The sequence below is a fragment of the Clostridioides sp. ES-S-0190-01 genome (assembly GCF_020658275.1).
Classification (GTDB): domain Bacteria; phylum Bacillota; class Clostridia; order Peptostreptococcales; family Peptostreptococcaceae; genus Clostridioides.
In genome coordinates this window covers 278,402-299,669 of sequence record NZ_JACVWA010000015.1, presented here as the reverse complement: position 1 = coordinate 299,669, position 21,268 = coordinate 278,402, and the positions used below count along the sequence as shown (strand labels likewise).

Here is a 21,268-nt window from a genome sequence, read left to right as displayed (position 1 = left end):
ATGTCAAAATTATAAAAATATTCTACTTATATAAAGTATAAAGAGGTTATATGCACATATCTGTAGAAATAAATAATATAAAATATTAATTAATGTTATTAGGGGGTGTTATTTATTAGTAAATTAGCTAATGCATTGAGAATGATGATATTAATTCAAAGTAGAGGTAAAATGAAATGCAAAGAGTTAGCAGAAGAGTTGGAAGTAAGTGAAAGGCAAATAAAAAGTTACAAAGAATATTTGGAACAAGCAGGCATATTTGTAAACTCAACACCTGGAATTTATGGTGGTTATGAAATAGATAAATGTAATAGCCTTTCATACATTAGATTATTAGATAATGAAGTTTCAATTCTAGATATGATAAATTCACAACTAAAGTATAATAATGATATTTATAAAAATGAATTTAATAATATTGTAGACAAAATAAAAGCAGTATTAAATACAGGGGAAAAAAGCGATACATATATGGATTATTTCACAATACAAGCAAAATGTAATTGTGATTATGGATTTGAAAAAAAGAAATGCAATGAAATAACTAGAGCATATACAACAAAACGTAAAATTAAGATAAAATATTATTCTTTGAATTCTGGAAATAGTGAAAGAGTTGTACATCCATATGGTTTGTTTAACTATAAATCAGATACTTATATGGTAGCTTTTTGTGAAAAAAGACTTAAGTTTATAGATTTTAAATTATGTAGAATTAAAGATTATATTGTTTTAGACGAAAAATATATTGTAGATAGAAATTTCAATTGGAACGAATATAGTAAGAATAGTATAGGTATTTACAAAGGAGAAGAAATTAATATAGCTATAAAAATTAAGCAACCATTTGCAACAATTATAAGGGAAAAGGTATGGGTTAATAATCAACAAATTAGTGATGTTGATGAAGAATCTATATTGTTTAAAGCTAAAATGAGAGGTTATGAGGAAATAAAAAGCTGGATTTTAAGTATGGGAGCTTATGTTGAAGTCATAGAACCTGAGAGACTGAAGAATGATATCTTATCTGAAATTGAAAAATTGAGAAAACTTTACTAATTTTTTTAATTAGTTTTATATTAAGACAGGTATAGTTCACGGTCTAGTGTTAATATAGTAGTTGAGAGAGGTGATATTATGAAAATGAAAATTGAATTTAGTACAGATTGTATACCAATATCTTATAATTCACTCTTCATGAGTATTATAAAAGAGGCAATAAGGAAGTCTAGTGAATATTATTATAAAGACATGTACTATTATAACGAAAAGCATAATAAAAAAACTAAGAATTTCACATTTTCAGTTTATATAAAAAAATATAGTATTGAAGGTGAGCATTTTATTATCAAAGATAAAGTAATATTGAATGTAAGTACTCCAGATTTAGAACTAGGTTTCCATATATATAATGGATTAATAACTTCTAAAAAATGTTTATATAAAGACTATGAACTTACAAGGATTAGAATAGATTTATCAAGAGAAAAGAAGATAACAGAAGATATGGTATTATTCAATGCTCTATCTCCAATCTGCATAAAATCTAAAGAAGGAAAATTTTTGGATATAAGTGATGATAGATATATAGAAGAGTTAAACTATATAACTAATGAAGTTGTCAAAAACTATAGGGGAGAAGGATTAAAAAGAAAGTTAGAGTTTGAAAATATAGCTCTTAAAAAGGTAGTAGTTAAAGAGAGTTTAAGAGAGTTTAAAAAAATAACAGGTAAGGAATATCAATATGTTAATGGCTACAAAGGTAAGTTTATATTGAAAGGTGATATTGACGATTTAAATCTTATCTACAGTTTAGGAGTGGGATTTAGGCGAGCTCAAGGATTTGGGGATGTAGATATTTTAGAATGGAGGTGATATAAATGAAGCTAAGAGTTTATAGGGGTGACTGGTTCTTTAATATGGGAATAGTTGGATTTCTAAATATACTAAAAAAATCAGGTACTGAAAAACAAATATTTATTAAGGAAGATTATATCGAATTTGATAGTTCGTTTCTTGAAAACTTTCATGAGTATTATTTTAATTACTTCATGGATGAATATGATGTATCAAAAAGGATTAGGAAGAGTGTCGATTACAGTATAAATTTTATTAAATCTAAGCCTGATAAAATCAAAGATGGAATTAAGAAAATTAAAGATAATATAAAGCAACAAAATGATAAGGTTAAAAAATTTGATGAAGATAACTCTAACTTGATAAAAGAAAAGCTAGATATTATGTCTAAGATAAAAAGTTATGATGAATTTGATTTATTAAAAACTTTAATTGATGAGATTATGGATATATTTAAAATGAAATCAATAAATGATAGACTTACAGCTAATCTTTATAAATATGTAGTTCAAGATAATTATTTTGGACAAGTTAGTTTTTTTAATGTTGCTAAGGCTAAGTTAGATTTATATGGATTAAAAAAGGTAATGTTTAATGATTATTTAAGACAAATTATATATTTTGGGGAGTTAGAGGATTTATTAGAAGAGAATAACTATGATAAGTTAAAAAACTATTTGAATGATAGATTAGATAGTATAGCTAAAGATGTAAGTGAAAAAAAAGTTAGTAAGTCTAGTATAAATACTATAGAAAAAATTATGAAGGAAATAAATAAAAACTTTATAAAGAAAAATAAAAGTATAGAAGATATAAAACAGTATATGGATAGTTTAGAAGTATGTGAAATGTGTGGTTCCTACAAAGGCATATTAGATGAGTATTCAGAAAGTAATTTTGCTCCACTTGGAGTAAGTACCAATAATTCTAGAAATATGTTTTGGAATCAGGAGTATACATCATCAATATGTGATGTTTGTAAACTTATATTGTTTTGTACTCCAGCAGGGTCTACTTATACAAGAAAAAATTATTTATCCAATGAAGATAATGAGTTTTATTTATTTGTTAACATGGATACTTCAATAAATGAGCTTTTTGAGAGAAATAATGAGTTAAAATTACAGAAAAGTGAGATATCGGATTCCAAAGATGAAAACTTTTTTAATAAATTTATAAAAAGTATAGTAGAAGAAAATAAATTAAAAAGTGAATGGCAACTTAGGAATATTCTTTTTGTAGAATTTAAAGCAAGTATAGATGCTAAAAAGTGTAAAATAAATTACTTTAATATTCCTACATATTTAGTAAAAATATTTACAAATGGGAAGGCAAGTAAAAAAATACAAGGCATATATGATTATAAGCTTAAATCAAATGTATTAGATTTACTTTTAAAAAATAGGGACTTGAAGCATTTAATTAATAATATTTTAAGAGAAAAAGTTAAAAATGATATGGAAGGTAGTAATAAATCAAATATATCAGGAACAGATTGCTTTAGACTAGTTGAATTAAGAACAATAGTAAATAACTATAAGAGGGGAGTGTATAAAATGGATTATAAAAAGTTAAAAAAAGTTTATGAATCAGGTTGTGAAATACATGATTACTATATTGATAAGAATGCTAAAAATAAAATAGAAGGAATAACATACAAGCTTTTAAATTTGATTAAGGTTGGTAATAAGAATGATTTTTTTCAAACAGTTTTAAGAATTTTTTCACCAAGTGAAAAAACTCCACCAGAAGAATTTTTACAGATGCTTAGTGAAGATGATTTAGATTTTGAAGCTATAGGATACGCATTTATAATGGGATTAATGTCAGAAAAATGTGATAGAAAAAATATAAAAGTAGATAATAAGGAGGAAAAATAATATGAAAAGAGGATTAACTTTTACTGTAATAACGCAAGCTCAAAGCTTAAACTATGGTGAAGGAATAACCAATATATCTGAATTAAAAAAACTAAGTAGAGGAGATGGAAATATCTATACATTTGCATCTCGTCAATGTCTAAGATATGATATAGTCAGATTAGCAGCAGAGTTATTTAATTGGAATTTACAGGTTGTAGATAAAGGAAAAGGTACAGTTCAGTTTAAAGATAATATAAGTATAAAAGAATCAGAAGAAATGGACCTATTTGGATATATGAAAACAAATAAAAAAGATGAAAAAGATAAAAAAGGAGGTTCAGTGACTAGAGAAGCTACTATAAGATTGAGTAATGCAATTTCTCTTGAGCCATATAGAAGCGATATGGACTTTTTAAATAATAAAGGGTTGGCAGATAGAATAGGAGAACACCCTAATCTTGCCAACATAGAACAACATTTGAGTTATTATACATATACAGTGACTATAGATTTATCTAAAATAGGTAAGGATGGAGATATAGAACTTGATAATAAAGAGAAATGTAAGAGAGTAGTAGAATTTTTAGAAATAATAAAAATATTGAATAGAAATATTAGAGGTAGACAAGAAAATTTATCTCCTCTATTTGTAGTAGGAGGAGTATATGAAATAGCAAATCCATTTTTCTTAGGTAGAATTAAATTAAAAGGAGATAAAAATGGATTTAAAGTAAATAAGCAATCTATAGAAGAAGTAGTTCGAGGTACTTTTTTAGGAAAGGGTCTAAAAGAGTTTACCTATGTGGGTATGGTAGATGGAGCATTTACAAATAAAGAAGAGTTTAAAGAGTTATTTGAAGATAATTTTTTAAGTGTAGATAAATTTTTTGGGCAACTAGTTAAAGAAGTAAAGGACTATTATGAGGTGAATTAATATGAAGGTTTTGAAATTAGATTTATTTCAAGAAACTGCATGCTATAAAAAACCATTTGCTATGAAGATTACAGAGACTTATCCACTGCCACCATATTCTACAGTAAATGGATTAATTCACAAAATATTAAATGCTACAGAGTATATACCATTTAATATAAGTGTACAAGGAACATATGAAAGTATATTTAATAATTATCAGACAACATATTTTTATAAAAAGGATAGTGTTACGTCTATGCCAATGAACAGTCATATGTTATTGAATGTAAATTTGATAATTCATATAGGTGGAGATTTTGAATTATTAAAAAATTTATATGATAGTTTATTAAATTGTGGTGAGCATTTATCATTAGGTAGAAAAGAGGATTTAGTAAGAATTAATGATATTAGATTTGTAGAAGTTAATAAATTTGAAGTAGATGAGGACATACAGTTAGATGATTATGAAAATTATAGGTTATCAAAATATAATATAAGAATGCCTATATATATACCAAAGTCAAGTTTACAAGATGAATATATAGAGGGCATAAGTTACAGGCTTAATAATTACTATGATAATAATGCTAAGGAAGATAAAAAAAGAGTTTGGAATAAGGTAGATAGTTATTATGTTGATGATGGAATTCCTATATCAGTTGGAGATATATTATTAGATAATGAAGGAGATTTGTTATATTTTAATAATATAAATTGGGAGGAAGAGTATGTTATATGCTAAATCTAATCCAGTGGAAACGCTGAGAGAACACACTGATGAGCTTTTAAAACAAATGAACATGTTAAGAGAATACTATGGAACAAATATAAATAGTATAAATTTTCTAAAGAAAGATAAGTTTTGGCAATTACTTGATTTTGTTATAGAATTTCATGATATTGGAAAAGCATTTTCTCCATTTCAAAAACTAATAAGAAGTAGAATGTATATTGAAACAAATGAATCTAAAATAGTAACTCATTTAGAAAATAATATAGGTCATAATTATCTTTCTCCTGCATTTATTGATTATAGTTGTATAGACAGGTCAAAAGATAGAGAATTGAGAGCAGTATTAAATCAAGTTATTGTATATCATCATGAAAGAGATACATTTATAGATAAAGATTTTAGAAATTTAATACAAAAAATATTAGATGAAGATTTAATAAATAAAGTTTATGAGTTACAACATGAATTTAAAGTTAGATATCCAATAAGAACAGAACAATTAAGTAAAGCGTATCTACAGAGTGTAATAAAAAGAATAGATAAAAATCACAAATACTATCATTTATATATTATGTTAAAAGGTATTCTTCACAGGCTAGACCATAGTGCTTCTGCTCATGAAGTTGTGGAATGCAATAGTGTTATAAATATAGGAGAACACACAGAGAATTATTTAATGAAAGAATTTGGTAGTTTAAGAGAAGCTCAATCATTTACTAAATCTAATAGAGATAAAAATATAATATTGATAGCCTCTACAGGTATAGGGAAAACAGAAACCGCTTTAATTTGGATAGATAAAGATAAGGCATTTTTTACACTACCACTAAGGGTAAGTATAAATGCTTTATTTGATAGGACTAAAAATATAGCTGGATTAGAAAAGTCAAATGATACATTCTTAGGATTGTTACATTCAACAGCAATAGATTATCTGGAAGAAAGTAATCAGGAAGATTCAAATGAGATTGTAGATTTAGCAAAGCTATTATCTTGCAAGTTGACATTTTCTACAATAGACCAAATATTTAAATTTCCTTTTTTATATAGAGGGTATGAAAAAGTATACTCAACATTAGCATATTCAAAAGTAGTAATAGATGAGATACAAGCATATTCACCAGAAATAGCAGCTGTATTGGTAAAAGGTATAGAGATGATACATAAGATAGGTGGAAAATTTATGATAATGACAGCTACCATGCCAACTATATATATAGACGAACTAAGAAAAAGAGGTGTAATGAATAGTAATATAGCTAAATCAACATACAATACAAAAAAAATAAGACATTGTATAGCTATTGTAAAAAATTCAATAGATGAAAATTTAGAAAAAATAATACAAAGTGGAATGAATAAAAAAGTTTTAGTAATAGTAAATACGGTTAAAAGCGCTGTAGAAAAATATGAATCAATAGAAGAGATAGTTAAGTCAAAAGGAATAGATATTAATGTGAATCTTCTACATTCTATGTATATACAAGAAGATAGAGCAAAGTTAGAAAAATATATAAAAGAATTTACAAGTAGTAATAGTAAAGGAATTTGGATTACAACACAATTAGTAGAAGCATCCCTTGACATTGATTTTGATGAGCTTCATACAGAGAATTCAACACTTGATAGTCTATTTCAACGATTTGGGAGATGTTATAGAAGCCGTGAGTATAAAGAAAATAGCCCAAATATATTTATATATACAGAAAAAGCTACAGGAATAGGCAGTATTTATGATAAGGATATTGTAGAAAAAGGACTTGAGTTATTGAAAGCTTCTATAAAGAACAAAGAGTTTTTTAAGATAACAGAAGATGATAAAGTAGAAATGGTTGATAAACTATATTCTAAAGAAAGTTTAGAAAAAACTGATTTTCAAGAAAAATTTAATCGTGCTTTAAATATATTAGATACTATAACACCCTATAGCTTAGGGTCTGATGAGGCACAAAGTATACTTAGAAATATTGAAGCATATACAGTAATCCCAGAGGATATATATAATAAAATTGAAGAAACTTTAATAAAAGATTATAAAGATTTGGGGCAAGAACTTACAGAGGCATATAGTAATGAAGACAGACAATTAATACATGAAATAAAATATAAGAGAAAAAAAGTTAGAAGAGAAATAGTTAAAAAAAGTGTAAATATACCAAAATATAAAGCTAAGCAAAATATAGTGGACATAGATGTAAAAGGTCTGGAAGATTTAAAGATACTTTTATATAAATATGATATACATGAAAATGAACATACAAAACAGATATTTGGTAAAGGTGTGCTTATAGATAAGGAAATAGACCAAATTATTTGATTTTTATATTAACAATGTGGCTAAAATTTACTAAAGAAGGTGAGTTTGTGCCAATAGATTTAGAAGTATTAAAAGTTCAAGGTGTAAAGATAAATTATTATTATGTATGTAAAAGAAAACTATGGTTATTCTCTAAAGGAATAACTATGGAACAAAATAGTAATAGGGTATTATCTGGAAAGATAGTACATGAAGATTCATATAAAAGAATGAAAAATAAAGAAGTGCTGATTGATGATATTTTAAAACTAGATATATTAAAGGATGAGTATCTAAAAGAAGTGAAAATAAGTTCAAAGATGAAAGAAGCAGATGAAATGCAGTTATACTATTACTTATACTATTTAAAGAATAGTATGGGTATAGAGAAAAAAGGAACTATAAATTACGTTAAGGAAAAGAAGCAAGAAGAATTGATATTGACAGAGGAAAAAGAAAGAATTATTGAAAACACACTTATAAATATAAATGAAATAAATATGAAGTTATCTCCTCCAAAAATTGAAAAGAAATCTTATTGTACAAAATGTGCTTATTATGAATTTTGTTTTGTAAAGGAGGAGTAACAATGTATAGAGATTATTATATTATAAGTAATGGTAATATAAAAAGAAAAGAAAATACAATTTACTATTATAATTTGGAAGGTGAGAAAAAAATATTACCAGTAGAACAAGTTGATGATATTCATATATATGGCGAAGTTGATTTAAACACAAAACTGATAAATTATATAAGTCAATATGGGGTTATGCTTCATTTCTATAATTACTATGGATATTATTCAGGTACATATTACCCAAGGAAGAAAAATGTATCAGGATTCAGTTTAGTATGTCAATCAGCCTGTTATTTAGATAAAAATGAAAGACTATATTTAGCAAAATCCTTTGTGGAAAGTGCGTCATACCATATTTTAAGAAATATGAGGTATTACAAAGTTGATGAAAGCTTAATTGATACTATAAAAGATGAACTAAATAGTTTGAATGATGTCAAAGAAATATCAGAACTTATGGGTAAAGAAGGTAGAATAAGAAAAACATACTATAAATCATTTAATCAAATATTGAAAGATGATTTTGAGTTTTATAAAAGAGAAAAAAGACCTCCCAAAGACCCAGTAAATGCTCTTATGTCTTTTGGAAATAGCATAATGTATACGAATGTTTTAAGTGAGATATATAAGACACAACTTGACCCTACAATAAGCTTTTTACACGAACCATCAACAAAGAGATTTTCTTTAAGCTTAGACATTGCAGAAATTTTCAAGCCTATTATAATTGATACAATAATTTTTAGCTTGATTAATAACAAAAGAATTAATAAGAGTGATTTTGAATATCAGGACAAAATTTGTTATTTAAGTGAAAAAGGAAAGAAGAAATTTTTACAAGAATTTGAAAATAAGATGCAAACAACTATAAAACATAGAAATCTTAATAGAAAAGTTTCATATAGAATGTTTATAAGGTTAGAATGTTATAAATTGATTAAACATTTTATCAATGATGAAAAGTATAAAGTTTTAAAGGCATGGTGGTAGAGAATGTTTGTTATTGTTACTTATGATGTTGTTGAACCTAAATCACTAAACAGGATTAGAAAAATACTCAGAAAATATTTGACTTGGACACAGAATTCTGTTTTTGAAGGAGATATTACTGATGGAAAGTTACATAAATGTATTTCTGAAATAGAAAAGGTTATTGATAATAGTGAAGATTCTATTTATGTTTATGAGATAAAAAATCCTAATTCAATTAAAAAGAAATGTTATGGTATTGATAAGTATTCTGATGAAATGTTTATATAGGTTTGCAGTGAGCGAAATTTATGCTAAAATAGGGTTTAACAGTTGGAATATAAGGCATTGAGAGTGTGTGATAATTATTATCAATTGCACTACTGTTCGCTCACTGCAAAATTTGATATTTTTATTTAATTGTAATTGCTTGAGTATAGTATTTTCAATGTACTCAATTAGACCTATTTTGGGGTTTTATATTAACTAAGTGGTATGTAAAGCCTGTTGCTCCTTTTATTATATTTTGTACAGAACCCCGTTTTATATTAACTAAGTGGTATGTAAAGTAGCCCGCCTTGTATTTTATTTTGTTTACTTACTGTGTTTTATATTAACTAAGTGGTATGTAAAGGTATAATTAAAATTCCATACTGTCTGCACCTTATCACGTTTTATATTAACTAAGTGGTATGTAAAGTAGCGAAACTCACCAAAACGATTGTTACACCAGTTTAGGTTTTATATTAACTAAGTGGTATGTAAAGCCTTCTGAATTGAAGATAATGAAGCTATTTTGGCAATCGTTTTATATTAACTAAGTGGTATGTAAAGTTACTTAAAAACAAGTAAATAGTTATTAACATACCAAGTTTTATATTAACTAAGTGGTATGTAAAGCTTTATCAGGTTGTCTTTTATCTAATAATACAGGCATTGTTTTATATTAACTAAGTGGTATGTAAAGTTGTAAACATCTAGGTCTATATTGGATAAGGTTCTACGTTTTATATTAACTAAGTGGTATGTAAAGATGTTTTTCGAGAACATTTTCGTTGTAGGCTTCCTCGTTTTATATTAACTAAGTGGTATGTAAAGTTATCTCACCATCCTTTTTATCTTCGAAAATAAGGTTGTTTTATATTAACTAAGTGGTATGTAAAGAGCCCCTCTTTTTATCGCACTTAATAGTGTAGGCTGGTTTTATATTAACTAAGTGGTATGTAAAGACAGTTACCCCTTTTTTTATTAATTTCCTCATTTCATGTTTTATATTAACTAAGTGGTATGTAAAGTGGATTGGAAAGTAGAAGAAGTTTCAAAGCTATTAGGTTTTATATTAACTAAATAATATCTAAATAAAACATACATATTCTATAAATAATAATAAGAAAGCAATAAAAAAATGAGGTGAAATAAAATTTATGATAAGAAAATCAAATAACAAAGATATAGAAAAAATAATGGAAATATGGGAAGAAAGTACAATCAAAGCACATGATTTTATAAATAAAGATTATTGGAAAAATAACTACAATACTGTCAAAAACGAATATATGCCTATATCTGAAACTTTTGTATATGATGACGAAGAAGAAATAAAAGGATTTATAAGTATTATAGACAATGAATTTATAGGAGCATTGTTTATAAGTACAAATTATCAAAACTTAGGAATAGGAAGTAAACTTTTAGACTATGCACTTAAAGAATATAAAAATCTAAGTTTAGCAGTATATAAAGATAATAAAAAGGCAGTTGTATTTTATAGCAAAAAAGGTTTTAATATAGTAAAAGAACAAATAAATGAAGATTCAGGATTTAAAGAATATATAATGGAATATAGTAAACAACTTTAGTATATTCACATTAGAATAGTAATAAAAGAATTTATTACTCGAATAGATGTATTTTTATAATAGTAAACTTTAAAATCATGAATTATATATGCTTGTAATTTAATCAATATTACAAAATATATAACTATGGGAGGATAAAATAATGAATAAAAGAGCATTTATGTATTATTTTAGAATAAGAGGATAGCGCACAAGTTGTGGCTATTTTACAAAAACCTATAACATGATTTTATATAAGATAGAAAAATATACCTTATATAAGTAGCCTTAATTTCGTGCTATTTAAATTAAATAGTAATACTAGAACTATTTATGATAAAGAATTATTTGAATCAAGACATGAAATATATAATTCTAAAGTATATGATAATTTAATAGAAGAAATAAAGTATGTAATGCATAACCACATTTTAGATGCTAGATGTGGAGAAGGATATTTCTTAAATAAATTATATGAAGATAAAAATATTAAATATAATTTCTCCTGCAAATTATAAGGAATTTACAAGGGTTTTAACTGATGATGGGATAATAGCAAAGATTGTTCCAAAATCAAATTATTTAAAAGAAATAAGGACAAGTATACATGGAAATATAAAGAATAATGATTATGACAATAAAAACATTGTAGCTGTATTTAAAAAACATCTAAATGTGGTTTATGAAAATAGAATCAATTATAAAACTGATATAAGTGTGTTAAATTTAATGAATTTAGTCAAAATGACTCCTTTAACATCAACATTAGATGAAGAAGAGATTTTAAGGTTGATAAAGTCAGGGATATCTAATATAACAATTGATTTAAGAGTTATGGTCGGTACATTAAAGAGATAGAAAATAAGATTTGTCCAAAATTAATAAAAATTATATTACTAAAAATTGCTATGAAATTAGTCTAATAATATCTAATTTCATAGCAATTTTAATTACCATTAAAGTGTCTATGCAAAAAGCATTTAAATTATATCTCCAAATATGTCCACAAAAATTTCTATAATAATATTTAATAACATAGTATTCTTATTTGAAATTATTTTTAAAATATAAAATATTAAAGCTTAAAATATTCTCGTTGAGAAGAATCTATTTCAGAACCACAATTGCTACAACAATAAGACGTTGAAACATACCCAAATTCTTCAGTATTCTCATTAAACTCCATTTTTTTCTTTGCAATAATTCCTACTTTAGTTAAGCTAGAACCACAATTATCACAGTTTTGAATTTTACATATACTATACAATTTGTCAGTAGTTACATTCTCTATTAATTTATCACAATTACAACATTTAATAGAAGAAATCTCATTAGATACTTCAATCGGTTCAGCATCTTGAAAAGAAAATTTATATGTTATATCATTTGACACTCTATAGCCTGTATCAAAAATATTTGTATTACAATTTGGACACATATATTTTGGAATATATACATCTTTTTTTTCAAAAGTGTCCTTTTCAGTATTGCGATTTGAATCATCTAAAGAGGAGTTTTCACCTATGGTATATTTTTTATTTAAGTTTAAAAGGTAATTGTAAATCTTTTTATCTTTATTTTGTTTTGCTGTGTATAAAAAATGACTCATTATATCTGGATAGTCTTTATTTTTTGATGGCATATTTAAATCTATATAATTGTTTTCAATTGCAAAAGATAGTATATTGTAATAATCATATTTTACTGCAAAAAATAATAACATTTCATCAAAAACTTTATCTACTATCTTATCAGAAATACTTATCCAAAAATCTGGGGATTCTAGATAAACTTTTTTACTAAGTTCATCTAGTTCTTTATCTATGTTGTTTAATTGATTTTCATTAGTTTTCATATTGTCACTTCCTTGTTAATTTATTATATGAAATAAAATCTCATATAAAATATATCATATTATAATTTACAAGTATAGGGCAAATAGATTTGTTTATAAGTAAAATTTTATAAATAACCATTAAAACATAAAGGATTAGAAGCAAGTTTACTTATAAATTGAATGTAAACCTATATAATGTTTTAGGTTGACAAAAAAACAGCTTTCTTTTATACTAAAACAAAGCTTTAATAGAAGATTTGTATATGTACATATAAACTAAATTGAATAAGACATATGAAGGGAATTATGAAAATGAAAAATAATAGAGTAAATATTCAAGATTTAACTAAAATGTCAATATGTGTAGCATTATTATGTATATCATCATACATATATATACCATTACCATTTACACCAGCAGGAGTAACAGCACAAACAATAATGATAAATCTAATAGCTTTAATATTAACACCAAGACAAGCATTTAGTACAGTTGGTGTATACATAATGATAGGTTTAATTGGAATACCTGTATTTGGAGGAGGAGCATCTGGAATTGGTAAATTACTAAGTCCAACAGGTGGTTTTTATTTTGGATTCTTATTTGCAGCACTAATTATTAGCTTATTAAAAGGTAAAAATAATGATATTAAGAGATATATACCAATAACAATTTTTGTTGGTATGCCTATTATATATTTTATGGGAACAGTATTTATGTGTTACTTTAATCAAATGACAGTAGAAGCAGCACTTTTTGCAGCTGTTGTACCATTTTTAATTGGAGATACAATAAAAGCAATTATTGCATCTTTTTTAGGTGTTAAATTAAATAACGTACTAAAAAGAAATCTATGATGAAGAGAGGATATAATGTATGGAAGATGTTTTTATATTAGGAGGATTAAGAAGTCATATTGGTCTAAAAAATGGAATTTTTCAATGTGTTCAACCAGAATTACTAGGAGCAAAGGTTTTAAAACACCTAATTGAAAAGTATGAGATTGATAAGATTGATGAGATTATATGTGGAAATGCAGTTGGTACAGGAGGAAATATCACAAGATTAATGATTTTAACAGCGGGAATAGAAAGTGAAGTTCCTGCTTTTACTGTAGATATGCAATGTGCTTCTGCTATGATGAGCTTAGATATAGCATTTTCAAAGATTAAATCTGGGCAATGCGATTTAATTATTGCAGGAGGTTTTGAGAGTAGTTCTCTACAACCAATGCGTACATATCATAAAAACGATAGGAGATATAATATTAATAATCCAAGCTATGCAGTTGCTCAATTTTCTCCAGATAATAATAGTGAGAATAGTATGCTTGAAGGTGCAGAAAGAGTGGCAAAGTTATATAAAATTGAGAAAGCAGAATTAGATTATTGGGTGAAAGAAAGTCATAGAAGAGCAAAAAACACAAGAGAAGAAAAATTTCTTGAAGATATTATATTTCCTATAGATAGCAATACATATGATGAAGGTATACGTGATAAAATGAGCCAAAGATTATTAGATAGGATACCTTCAATTTTAGGAAAGGGAAGTATTACAAATGCAGCAAATGCATGTCTTATTAATGATGGGGCTTCATTTCTTATTCTGTGTTCTAAAAAATATTTAGAGAATACAAAAAAGAATCCAAAGGCTAAAGTTATCAATTCTTGTACAATAGGAACAGAGCCACAATTAAGTCCAACATCTGCTATAAAAGCTATGGAGAGGCTTTTGGATATAGAAAAGCTTAACTATATGGACATATCTGCTATTGAATTTAATGAAGCATTTGCAGTTATAGATGTTTTATTTCAAAGAAAATATCCAGAATTAATTGATAGATATAATATATTTGGAGGGGCTTTAGCATATGGTCATCCATATGGTGCTTCTGGTGCAATTATTGCGTTACATCTTTTAAAAGCACTTGAAAAGACTAATGGAAAGTATGGAATTTGCTCTATAGCAGCTGCTGGAGGATTGGGTTCTGCTTTATTGATTGAAAGGGTGTAGATTATGAATTACTATGAACTTTTAAAAGTAAAAAGAAACAACTATAAAGATAAAGATTTTTTGATTATAGATGGAGAAAAGTATACTTATGACAATATATTAAGAGATAGTGAGGAGATTGGGAGACAGATTTCTATAGGTGAAAATATTCCTGTTTTAATTTATTCTAAAAATATAAAGTTCCAATTAGTAAGTTTTTTAGGTGTTAACTATTCAAATAATGTTCCTATCATTTGTCATTATAATCTTTCTAAAATAGTATTAAGTGATATTTTAATAAAGAATAATATTTCAATTGTTATATCCGATGAGAATATAGATATAAATGATTTATCTAATGGTAGTTGCAATAGAATATTAAAGGTAGCTAATTCTTCTACAGAACATTATAGTATAAATGTATATCAATATAATAATATTTTAAACTATTTAGATAAAGAGATTTGTATGGGAGCTTTATCTTCAGGCTCTACAAATGTACCAAAAGTATTATATAGAACATATGAAAGCTGGGCTGGATTTTTTCCTATACAAAATGAAATTTTCCATATTTCTGAGGACTCTATTTTATTTATCAATGGAACACTTAGTTTTACAGGAAATCTAAATTCTATAATGTCAGTACTATATGAAGGTGGTAGTGTTGTAATAAATTCAGGTTTAAATTGTAAAACATGGATAAATGTAATAAAACAATATAATATAACTAATATATATCTTATACCTACAAAGCTTCAGTTACTGGTTAAATATTTAAGTGAGATAATAGTTAAGGTTAGAAGTGTTTTTACAGGTTCTCAATTGTTGTTTGAGGATACAGCAATAAAAATAAAAAAATATATGCCAGATTCTGAAATCATTTTATATTATGGAGCAAGTGAATTAAACTACATTACATATTTGTGTTATGATGAATTGATTGAGAAACCACTAAGTGTAGGTAAACCATTTCCAAAAATAGATGTATATATTAAGGATGGAATAATTTTTGTAAATACCAAATATGCAGTATATAATGCATCAGAGCCTTATTCTGTCAATGACATTGGATATTTTGATGATGATGGATATTTGATATTTGAAGGAAGAAGTGATGATGTTGTAAACATTGGTGGATTTAAAGTCAGTTCTATCAAACTTGAAAATATAGTAAAAAGAATTCCTCAAGTTGAAGATGCAGTTGCATTACCTTATTTAGATACTATAAGGGGAAGTCAAATTGCATTATTTGTAACAACCATAGGTAAGATTACAAAAAAGGATTTATTGATTATGATTAGAAATTATTTAATTAGAAATGAAATTCCAAGAAAAATTATTTTTTTAGATTCATTACCATATACATCTTCTGAAAAGATAGATAGATTGGCACTATTAGAAATGTTAGAAGTATAATATTTAATAATTTTAGTGAACCAATATATTGATAAAAACATATTGTATATAGTAAAGGAGGCTTACAATATGTCAAATCAATACGATATAACTGTTATAGGCGGAGACCTGCGACAAGTGTACATGGTAAAAAAACTAATTAATAAAGGATATTCTGTAGTTATATATGGAATAGCAAATGAAATTATAAATGGAATCGCTGGAAAAGCAACTTCACTAGCTGAAGCACTATCCAAAAGTTCCATTATTTTATGTCCAATTCCATTTACAAAAAATCAATTTAGTATTGAAAATACTGATGGTTGTCTCGATGCTACTATTGATAACTTGTTAATTAACTTATCTCCTAATCAAATACTATTTGGAGGAAACATACCAACTAAAGTTTACAAATTTTGTGAGCAACACTCTATTCAGGTTTATGATTTTATGAAGATGAATGATGTTGCTATTTTAAATGCAGTTGCTACAGCTGAAGGAGCTATAGCAGAAGCGATTAAAAGAAGTCTAATCAATATGCACCAAAGTAACTGTCTAGTACTAGGCTTTGGAAGGTGTGCACAAATACTTGCTAAAAAATTATATGCTTTAGATGCAAATGTATGTGTTGGAGCAAGAAATAATGATGCAAGGAGTACGGCTAATGCATTTGGGTATTCTAGTATTTCTTTAAATCAACTTGATGAAAATCTTTTAAAGTTTGATTATATTTTTAATACCATACCAGAATGTATTTTAACAAAAGAAAAATTAGAAAAAGTATCAAGAGAAGTAACTATTATAGATATAGCTTCTTCTCCTGGTGGATTAGATTATTCTGTTACACAAAATTTAGGTATTAATGCAAATCTTTGTCTTGGGCTTCCTGGTAAATACTCACCAAAGACATCTGGTGAAATTCTTGTTAACGCTATAGAAAATATTATAAATGAAAGAAGGGATTAGAGATGAGACTTGAAGGACTTACAATTGGAGTAGGATTTACTGGTTCGTTTTGTACTTATGATAAAATATTTATAGAGTTAGAGAATTTGGTAAAAGCAGGAGCAAATGTACACACTATATTTTCAGATGTATCACAAAATATAGATTGTAGATTTGGAAATTCTGAGGAATTTATGAAAAAAGCATATGAACTGACAGGAAATAAACCTATTGTTACAATTGAAGAAGCAGAACCATTTGGACCTAAAGGAATTGCTGATATTATAATAATAGCCCCTTGTACTGGAAATACTGCTGCTAAGCTAGCAAATGGCATTACAGACTCTCCAGTATTGATGGCAGCAAAAGGTCATCTTCGCAATGATAAACCACTTGTAGTATCAATATCAACTAATGATGCTCTAAGTTTTAATTTCAAAAACATTGGAACTCTTCTTAACTCTAAAAACATATATTTTGTACCTTTTGGTCAAGATAATTGTAATGCAAAGCCTAATTCTATGATTGCACATACAGAGTTAATAATTCCAACAATAGAGCTTGCTCTTGATAATAAACAGTTACAACCTGTTATAAAAAGTCCACATCAATAGATTAATGATGTAATCTGATATACATGTATATTTAGTAATATTAACAAAGTCCAGCAATCTTATTTGCTGGACTTTAACTTGTAACATATTAAATATATTTTATTTCACAGTATATAAAAATTATCAGTGTGTATATCTCTAATTATAATACATATTATAACTGTTTGCATACCTCAGAGTATTTAATTTACTCTTTAAGTCTTTATTTTCTTCTTAATGTATTTTTTTCTTTATAACTTTTATACAATACTATACTTGAAAAAAATCTTTTGATTTTTTCATTAAAAAAATGAAAATATAAGTGTTAAAATAATAACGTTATCCTTAAGCGTTGAGATGAATTTATTCACGATTTATATAAAAAATAAAGTAATATATAATTAATCTAGATATTTGTAAAGTATATTATTATTAATATAAATAATATAATACTAAACAAAAAATAAAATGTTAAAAAAATAACTTGAAAATGCAAAGATAACATGCTATACTGTTAATAAATTAACAGAAAAAGAAGATTATACTATTCTAGGAGGGCATTGAAATGGCTAATAAAGAACAGACTATAATAGAAAATAAAAGGGGAGAAGAAGCTATGGCAGATAATGCATGCGTTGTAAATAATGTTGAAAATTTAGTTAAAAAATTAGCAAAAATTAGAGAAGCTCAAAGAATCTTTGCTACATACACTCAAGAGCAAGTAGATAAGATTTTTTTAGCAGCATCTTTAGCAGCTAATAAGCAAAGAGTTCCTCTAGCTATAATGGCACAAAAAGAAACTGGTATGGGAATTGCTGAGGATAAAGTTATAAAGAATCACTATGCATCAGAATATATATACAATGCATATAAAGAAACTAAAACTTGTGGCGTTATAGAGAGAGATGAAGCCTTTGGTATGACTAAAATAGCTGAGCCAATAGGAGTTGTTGCAGCAGTTATACCTACAACTAATCCAACTTCTACTGCTATATTTAAATCACTTTTAGCTCTAAAAACTAGAAATGGAATAATATTTTCTCCACATCCAAGAGCAAAAAATTCTACTATAGAGGCAGCAAAGGTAGTTCTTGAAGCTGCTGTTCTGGCTGGAGCTCCTGAAGGCATAATCGGATGGATTGATGAGCCATCTTTGGAATTAACTACGACTGTTATGAAGGAAGTTGACTTAACTCTTGCTACAGGAGGCCCTGGAATGGTTAAATCGGCATATTCATCTGGAAAACCAGCTATTGGAGTCGGTGCAGGTAATACACCAGCAATAATTGATGATAGCGCAGATATAAAAACTGCTGTAAATTCAATTCTTGTATCTAAGACATTCGATAATGGTATGATATGTGCTTCTGAACAATCAGTTATAGTATTGGAAAATATATATAATGAAGTTAAAAAAGAATTTAAAGATCGTGGTGCTTACTTATTAAATAAAGAAGAAACAGAAAAATTAAGAAATGTAATTTTAGTAAATGGGGGATTAAACTCTAAAATCGTTGGTCAAACAGCTTGCACAATAGCAACATTAGCAGGTTTTGAAGTTCCAGTTGATGCTAAAGTTTTAATAGGTGAGGTTGATTCAGTTGAAATAGAAGAAGCTTTTGCTCATGAAAAACTTTCACCAGTACTTGCAATGTATAAAGCAAACAACTTTGATAATGCAGTTAGTAAAGCAGAAAAATTGGTAGAAGATGGAGGGTTTGGTCATACATCTTCATTATATATTGATGATGTAAATCAGAGAGAAAAGCTTGATAAATTTACTAAAGCTATGAAAACTTGTAGAATTTTAATTAATACTCCTTCTTCTCAAGGTGGTATAGGTGATTTATATAATTTTAAACTAGCTCCTTCTCTTACTTTAGGATGTGGTTCTTGGGGAGGAAATTCAGTATCTGAAAATGTAGGAGTTAAGCACTTACTTAATATTAAGACAGTAGCTGAGAGGAGAGAAAATATGCTTTGGTTTAGAGCACCAGAAAAAGTTTATTTTAAAAAAGGTTGTTTAGGAGTGGCGTTAAAAGAACTTAAAGATGTAATGAATAAAAAGAGAGCTTTTATTGTAACAGATACATTCCTTTACAATAATGGATATACTAAGACAGTTACTGACCTATTAGATGAAATGAACATCAAGCACACTACTTTCTTTGAAGTTGAACCAGACCCAACTTTAGAATGTGCTAAGATAGGTGCTAAAGCTATGAGAGAGTTTAATCCAGATGTAATAATATCTATAGGTGGAGGAAGTGCAATGGATGCAGGTAAGATAATGTGGACATTATATGAGCATCCAGAAGTAGATTTCCAAGACCTAGCAATGAGATTTATGGATATAAGAAAAAGAGTGTATACGTTCCCTAAAATGGGTGAAAAAGCTAGTTTTGTAGCTATACCAACATCAGCAGGGACTGGTTCAGAAGTAACTCCATTTGCAGTTATAACTGACCAAGATACAGGTGTTAAATATCCATTAGCTGATTATGAGTTGATGCCAAATATGGCTATAGTTGATGCGGATATGATGATGAATATGCCAAAAGGATTAACTTCTGCTTCTGGTATTGATGCTTTGACTCATGCATTAGAAGCATATGTATCTATGCTTGCAACTGACTATACAAATGGTCTAGCTTTACAAGCTATTAAGAGCATATTTGAATATCTTCCACGTGCATACGATAATGGAGCAAAAGACTCAGAAGCAAGAGAAAAAATGGCAAATGCTTCTACAATGGCAGGAATGGCTTTTGCAAATGCATTTTTAGGTGTTTGTCACTCTATGGCTCACAAGTTAGGTGCTTTCCATCATGTACCACATGGTGTTGCAAATGCTCTTTTAATAACAGATGTTATGAAATTTAATTCTTCTAATGCACCAAAGAAAATGGGAGCTTTCTCTCAATATAAGTATCCAGAGGCATTAAAGAGATACGCTGAAATAGCTTCATTCTTGGGATTAAAAGGAAATTCTGATGAAGAAAAATTCCAAAGTTTATTGATAGCTATTGAAGATTTAAAGAGTAAAGTTGGTATTCCTAAAACTATAAAAGAATTTGGTGTTGAGGAATCTAAATTTATAGATTCACTAGATGAAATGGTGATTCAAGCCTTTGATGACCAATGTACAGGTGCGAATCCAAGATATCCTCTTATGAATGAAATAAAAGAAATGTATTTAAATTCATATTATGGAAAATAAATTTACTATAAAACTTACTATAAAATAAATAAACTAAAATCCTGTATACATTAGATATATAATATCATTGTATATGGGATTTTTCATTTAAAAAAACATAAATAGTTTTGAAACTTTAATTCAAAATTCAATTAAATAATGTTATTATAATAATTAGAATGAATCTATATGTAATATTTGGGTATATTTGTATGTAAGATAAGTAATAAATTTGTATTAATAAAGATATAA

Annotated in this window: 19 protein-coding genes and 1 CRISPR repeat array; of the genes, 18 read left to right on the top strand and 1 reads right to left on the bottom strand. The window is 26.8% G+C overall.

Annotated features, from left to right (window positions below; all coding sequences use genetic code 11):
• Positions 1 to 141 precede the first annotated feature (141 nt).
• From IC214_RS04825 to IC214_RS04770, 12 genes are all read left to right on the top strand, one after another.
• Entirely contained in the window at positions 142 to 1,059 is a 918-nt protein-coding gene (locus tag IC214_RS04825; protein WP_227855195.1) for a helix-turn-helix transcriptional regulator, read from the top strand.
• 78 nt (positions 1,060 to 1,137) lie between these two features.
• The gene (cas6, locus tag IC214_RS04820) at positions 1,138 to 1,875 is read left to right on the top strand and encodes a CRISPR-associated endoribonuclease Cas6 (protein ID WP_227433944.1); all 738 of its coding nucleotides are present in this window, start codon (positions 1,138 to 1,140) and stop codon (positions 1,873 to 1,875) included.
• A gap of 5 nt (positions 1,876 to 1,880) precedes the next feature.
• Complete coding sequence (cas8a1, locus tag IC214_RS04815) at positions 1,881 to 3,737, top strand: type I-B CRISPR-associated protein Cas8b1/Cst1 (protein WP_227482022.1); 1,857 nt, start codon at positions 1,881 to 1,883, stop codon at positions 3,735 to 3,737.
• Position 3,738: 1 nt separating this feature from the next.
• Positions 3,739 to 4,653, top strand: coding sequence for a type I-B CRISPR-associated protein Cas7/Cst2/DevR (gene cas7i / locus IC214_RS04810; protein ID WP_227433946.1), 915 nt, complete (start codon positions 3,739 to 3,741; stop codon positions 4,651 to 4,653).
• Position 4,654: 1 nt separating this feature from the next.
• On the top strand, positions 4,655 to 5,380 hold the full coding sequence (cas5b, locus tag IC214_RS04805; protein WP_227433947.1) for a type I-B CRISPR-associated protein Cas5b: 726 nt from the start codon (positions 4,655 to 4,657) through the stop codon (positions 5,378 to 5,380).
• Positions 5,367 to 7,688, top strand: coding sequence for a CRISPR-associated helicase Cas3' (cas3, locus tag IC214_RS04800; protein WP_227866313.1), 2,322 nt, complete (start codon positions 5,367 to 5,369; stop codon positions 7,686 to 7,688). Before cas5b ends, cas3 begins: the two co-directional genes overlap by 14 nt.
• 14 nt (positions 7,689 to 7,702) lie before the next feature.
• Complete coding sequence (cas4, locus tag IC214_RS04795) at positions 7,703 to 8,254, top strand: CRISPR-associated protein Cas4 (RefSeq protein WP_227433995.1); 552 nt, start codon at positions 7,703 to 7,705, stop codon at positions 8,252 to 8,254.
• A gap of 2 nt (positions 8,255 to 8,256) precedes the next feature.
• Positions 8,257 to 9,237 (top strand): type I-B CRISPR-associated endonuclease Cas1b, encoded by a 981-nt coding sequence (gene cas1b, locus IC214_RS04790; RefSeq protein ID WP_227433949.1) that lies wholly within the window; start codon positions 8,257 to 8,259, stop codon positions 9,235 to 9,237.
• Positions 9,238 to 9,240: 3 nt separating this feature from the next.
• Positions 9,241 to 9,507, top strand: a complete 267-nt coding sequence (gene cas2 / locus IC214_RS04785; protein WP_227433950.1) for a CRISPR-associated endonuclease Cas2 — start codon at positions 9,241 to 9,243, stop codon at positions 9,505 to 9,507.
• A gap of 183 nt (positions 9,508 to 9,690) precedes the next feature.
• A CRISPR array of direct repeats spans positions 9,691 to 10,576; the repeat unit is 29 nt; unit sequence GTTTTATATTAACTAAGTGGTATGTAAAG.
• 64 nt (positions 10,577 to 10,640) lie between these two features.
• The gene (locus IC214_RS04780) at positions 10,641 to 11,075 is read left to right on the top strand and encodes an N-acetyltransferase (RefSeq protein ID WP_227433951.1); all 435 of its coding nucleotides are present in this window, start codon (positions 10,641 to 10,643) and stop codon (positions 11,073 to 11,075) included.
• 275 nt (positions 11,076 to 11,350) lie between these two features.
• Positions 11,351 to 11,572, top strand: a complete 222-nt coding sequence (locus IC214_RS04775; protein ID WP_227866312.1) for a hypothetical protein — start codon at positions 11,351 to 11,353, stop codon at positions 11,570 to 11,572.
• A complete protein-coding gene (locus IC214_RS04770) occupies positions 11,529 to 11,912 on the top strand; it encodes a hypothetical protein (protein ID WP_227830896.1) in 384 nt (127 codons plus the stop codon). Before IC214_RS04775 ends, IC214_RS04770 begins: the two co-directional genes overlap by 44 nt.
• 217 nt (positions 11,913 to 12,129) lie before the next feature.
• Here the strand turns inward: IC214_RS04770 and IC214_RS04765 are convergent, their stop codons facing one another.
• Positions 12,130 to 12,909: a hypothetical protein gene (locus tag IC214_RS04765; RefSeq protein WP_227824358.1), complete on the bottom strand. Its 780-nt coding sequence runs from the start codon at positions 12,907 to 12,909 to the stop codon at positions 12,130 to 12,132.
• 294 nt (positions 12,910 to 13,203) lie between these two features.
• Here IC214_RS04765 and IC214_RS04760 point away from each other — a divergent pair, with 294 nt between their 5' ends.
• From IC214_RS04760 to adhE, 6 genes are all read left to right on the top strand, one after another.
• Positions 13,204 to 13,749, top strand: coding sequence for a biotin transporter BioY (locus IC214_RS04760; protein WP_227433954.1), 546 nt, complete (start codon positions 13,204 to 13,206; stop codon positions 13,747 to 13,749).
• A 19-nt stretch (positions 13,750 to 13,768) separates the two neighbouring features.
• Complete coding sequence (locus IC214_RS04755; RefSeq protein WP_227866311.1) at positions 13,769 to 14,905, top strand: acetyl-CoA C-acyltransferase; 1,137 nt, start codon at positions 13,769 to 13,771, stop codon at positions 14,903 to 14,905.
• 3 nt (positions 14,906 to 14,908) lie between these two features.
• Complete coding sequence (locus IC214_RS04750) at positions 14,909 to 16,300, top strand: AMP-binding protein (RefSeq protein ID WP_227482027.1); 1,392 nt, start codon at positions 14,909 to 14,911, stop codon at positions 16,298 to 16,300.
• Between the two features lie 69 nt (positions 16,301 to 16,369).
• The gene (gene dpsA / locus IC214_RS04745) at positions 16,370 to 17,245 is read left to right on the top strand and encodes a dipicolinate synthase subunit DpsA (RefSeq protein ID WP_227482028.1); all 876 of its coding nucleotides are present in this window, start codon (positions 16,370 to 16,372) and stop codon (positions 17,243 to 17,245) included.
• Positions 17,246 to 17,247: 2 nt separating this feature from the next.
• On the top strand, positions 17,248 to 17,838 hold the full coding sequence (locus tag IC214_RS04740; RefSeq protein WP_227433958.1) for a dipicolinate synthase subunit B: 591 nt from the start codon (positions 17,248 to 17,250) through the stop codon (positions 17,836 to 17,838).
• Between the two features lie 595 nt (positions 17,839 to 18,433).
• Positions 18,434 to 21,037, top strand: coding sequence for a bifunctional acetaldehyde-CoA/alcohol dehydrogenase (adhE, locus tag IC214_RS04735; RefSeq protein WP_227482147.1), 2,604 nt, complete (start codon positions 18,434 to 18,436; stop codon positions 21,035 to 21,037).
• Positions 21,038 to 21,268: the final 231 nt, after the last annotated feature.

Coding starts and splice junctions, on each gene's coding strand:
- IC214_RS04825 (WP_227855195.1), top strand. CDS start 142: ATGATGATATTAATTCAAAGTAGAGGTAAAATGAAATGCAAAGAGTTA.
- cas6 (WP_227433944.1), top strand. CDS start 1,138: ATGAAAATGAAAATTGAATTTAGTACAGATTGTATACCAATATCTTAT.
- cas8a1 (WP_227482022.1), top strand. CDS start 1,881: ATGAAGCTAAGAGTTTATAGGGGTGACTGGTTCTTTAATATGGGAATA.
- cas7i (WP_227433946.1), top strand. CDS start 3,739: ATGAAAAGAGGATTAACTTTTACTGTAATAACGCAAGCTCAAAGCTTA.
- cas5b (WP_227433947.1), top strand. CDS start 4,655: ATGAAGGTTTTGAAATTAGATTTATTTCAAGAAACTGCATGCTATAAA.
- cas3 (WP_227866313.1), top strand. CDS start 5,367: ATGTTATATGCTAAATCTAATCCAGTGGAAACGCTGAGAGAACACACT.
- cas4 (WP_227433995.1), top strand. CDS start 7,703: ATGTGGCTAAAATTTACTAAAGAAGGTGAGTTTGTGCCAATAGATTTA.
- cas1b (WP_227433949.1), top strand. CDS start 8,257: ATGTATAGAGATTATTATATTATAAGTAATGGTAATATAAAAAGAAAA.
- cas2 (WP_227433950.1), top strand. CDS start 9,241: ATGTTTGTTATTGTTACTTATGATGTTGTTGAACCTAAATCACTAAAC.
- IC214_RS04780 (WP_227433951.1), top strand. CDS start 10,641: ATGATAAGAAAATCAAATAACAAAGATATAGAAAAAATAATGGAAATA.
- IC214_RS04770 (WP_227830896.1), top strand. CDS start 11,529: ATGAAGATAAAAATATTAAATATAATTTCTCCTGCAAATTATAAGGAA.
- IC214_RS04765 (WP_227824358.1), bottom strand. CDS start 12,909: ATGAAAACTAATGAAAATCAATTAAACAACATAGATAAAGAACTAGAT.
- IC214_RS04760 (WP_227433954.1), top strand. CDS start 13,204: ATGAAAAATAATAGAGTAAATATTCAAGATTTAACTAAAATGTCAATA.
- IC214_RS04755 (WP_227866311.1), top strand. CDS start 13,769: ATGGAAGATGTTTTTATATTAGGAGGATTAAGAAGTCATATTGGTCTA.
- IC214_RS04750 (WP_227482027.1), top strand. CDS start 14,909: ATGAATTACTATGAACTTTTAAAAGTAAAAAGAAACAACTATAAAGAT.
- dpsA (WP_227482028.1), top strand. CDS start 16,370: ATGTCAAATCAATACGATATAACTGTTATAGGCGGAGACCTGCGACAA.
- IC214_RS04740 (WP_227433958.1), top strand. CDS start 17,248: ATGAGACTTGAAGGACTTACAATTGGAGTAGGATTTACTGGTTCGTTT.
- adhE (WP_227482147.1), top strand. CDS start 18,434: ATGGCAGATAATGCATGCGTTGTAAATAATGTTGAAAATTTAGTTAAA.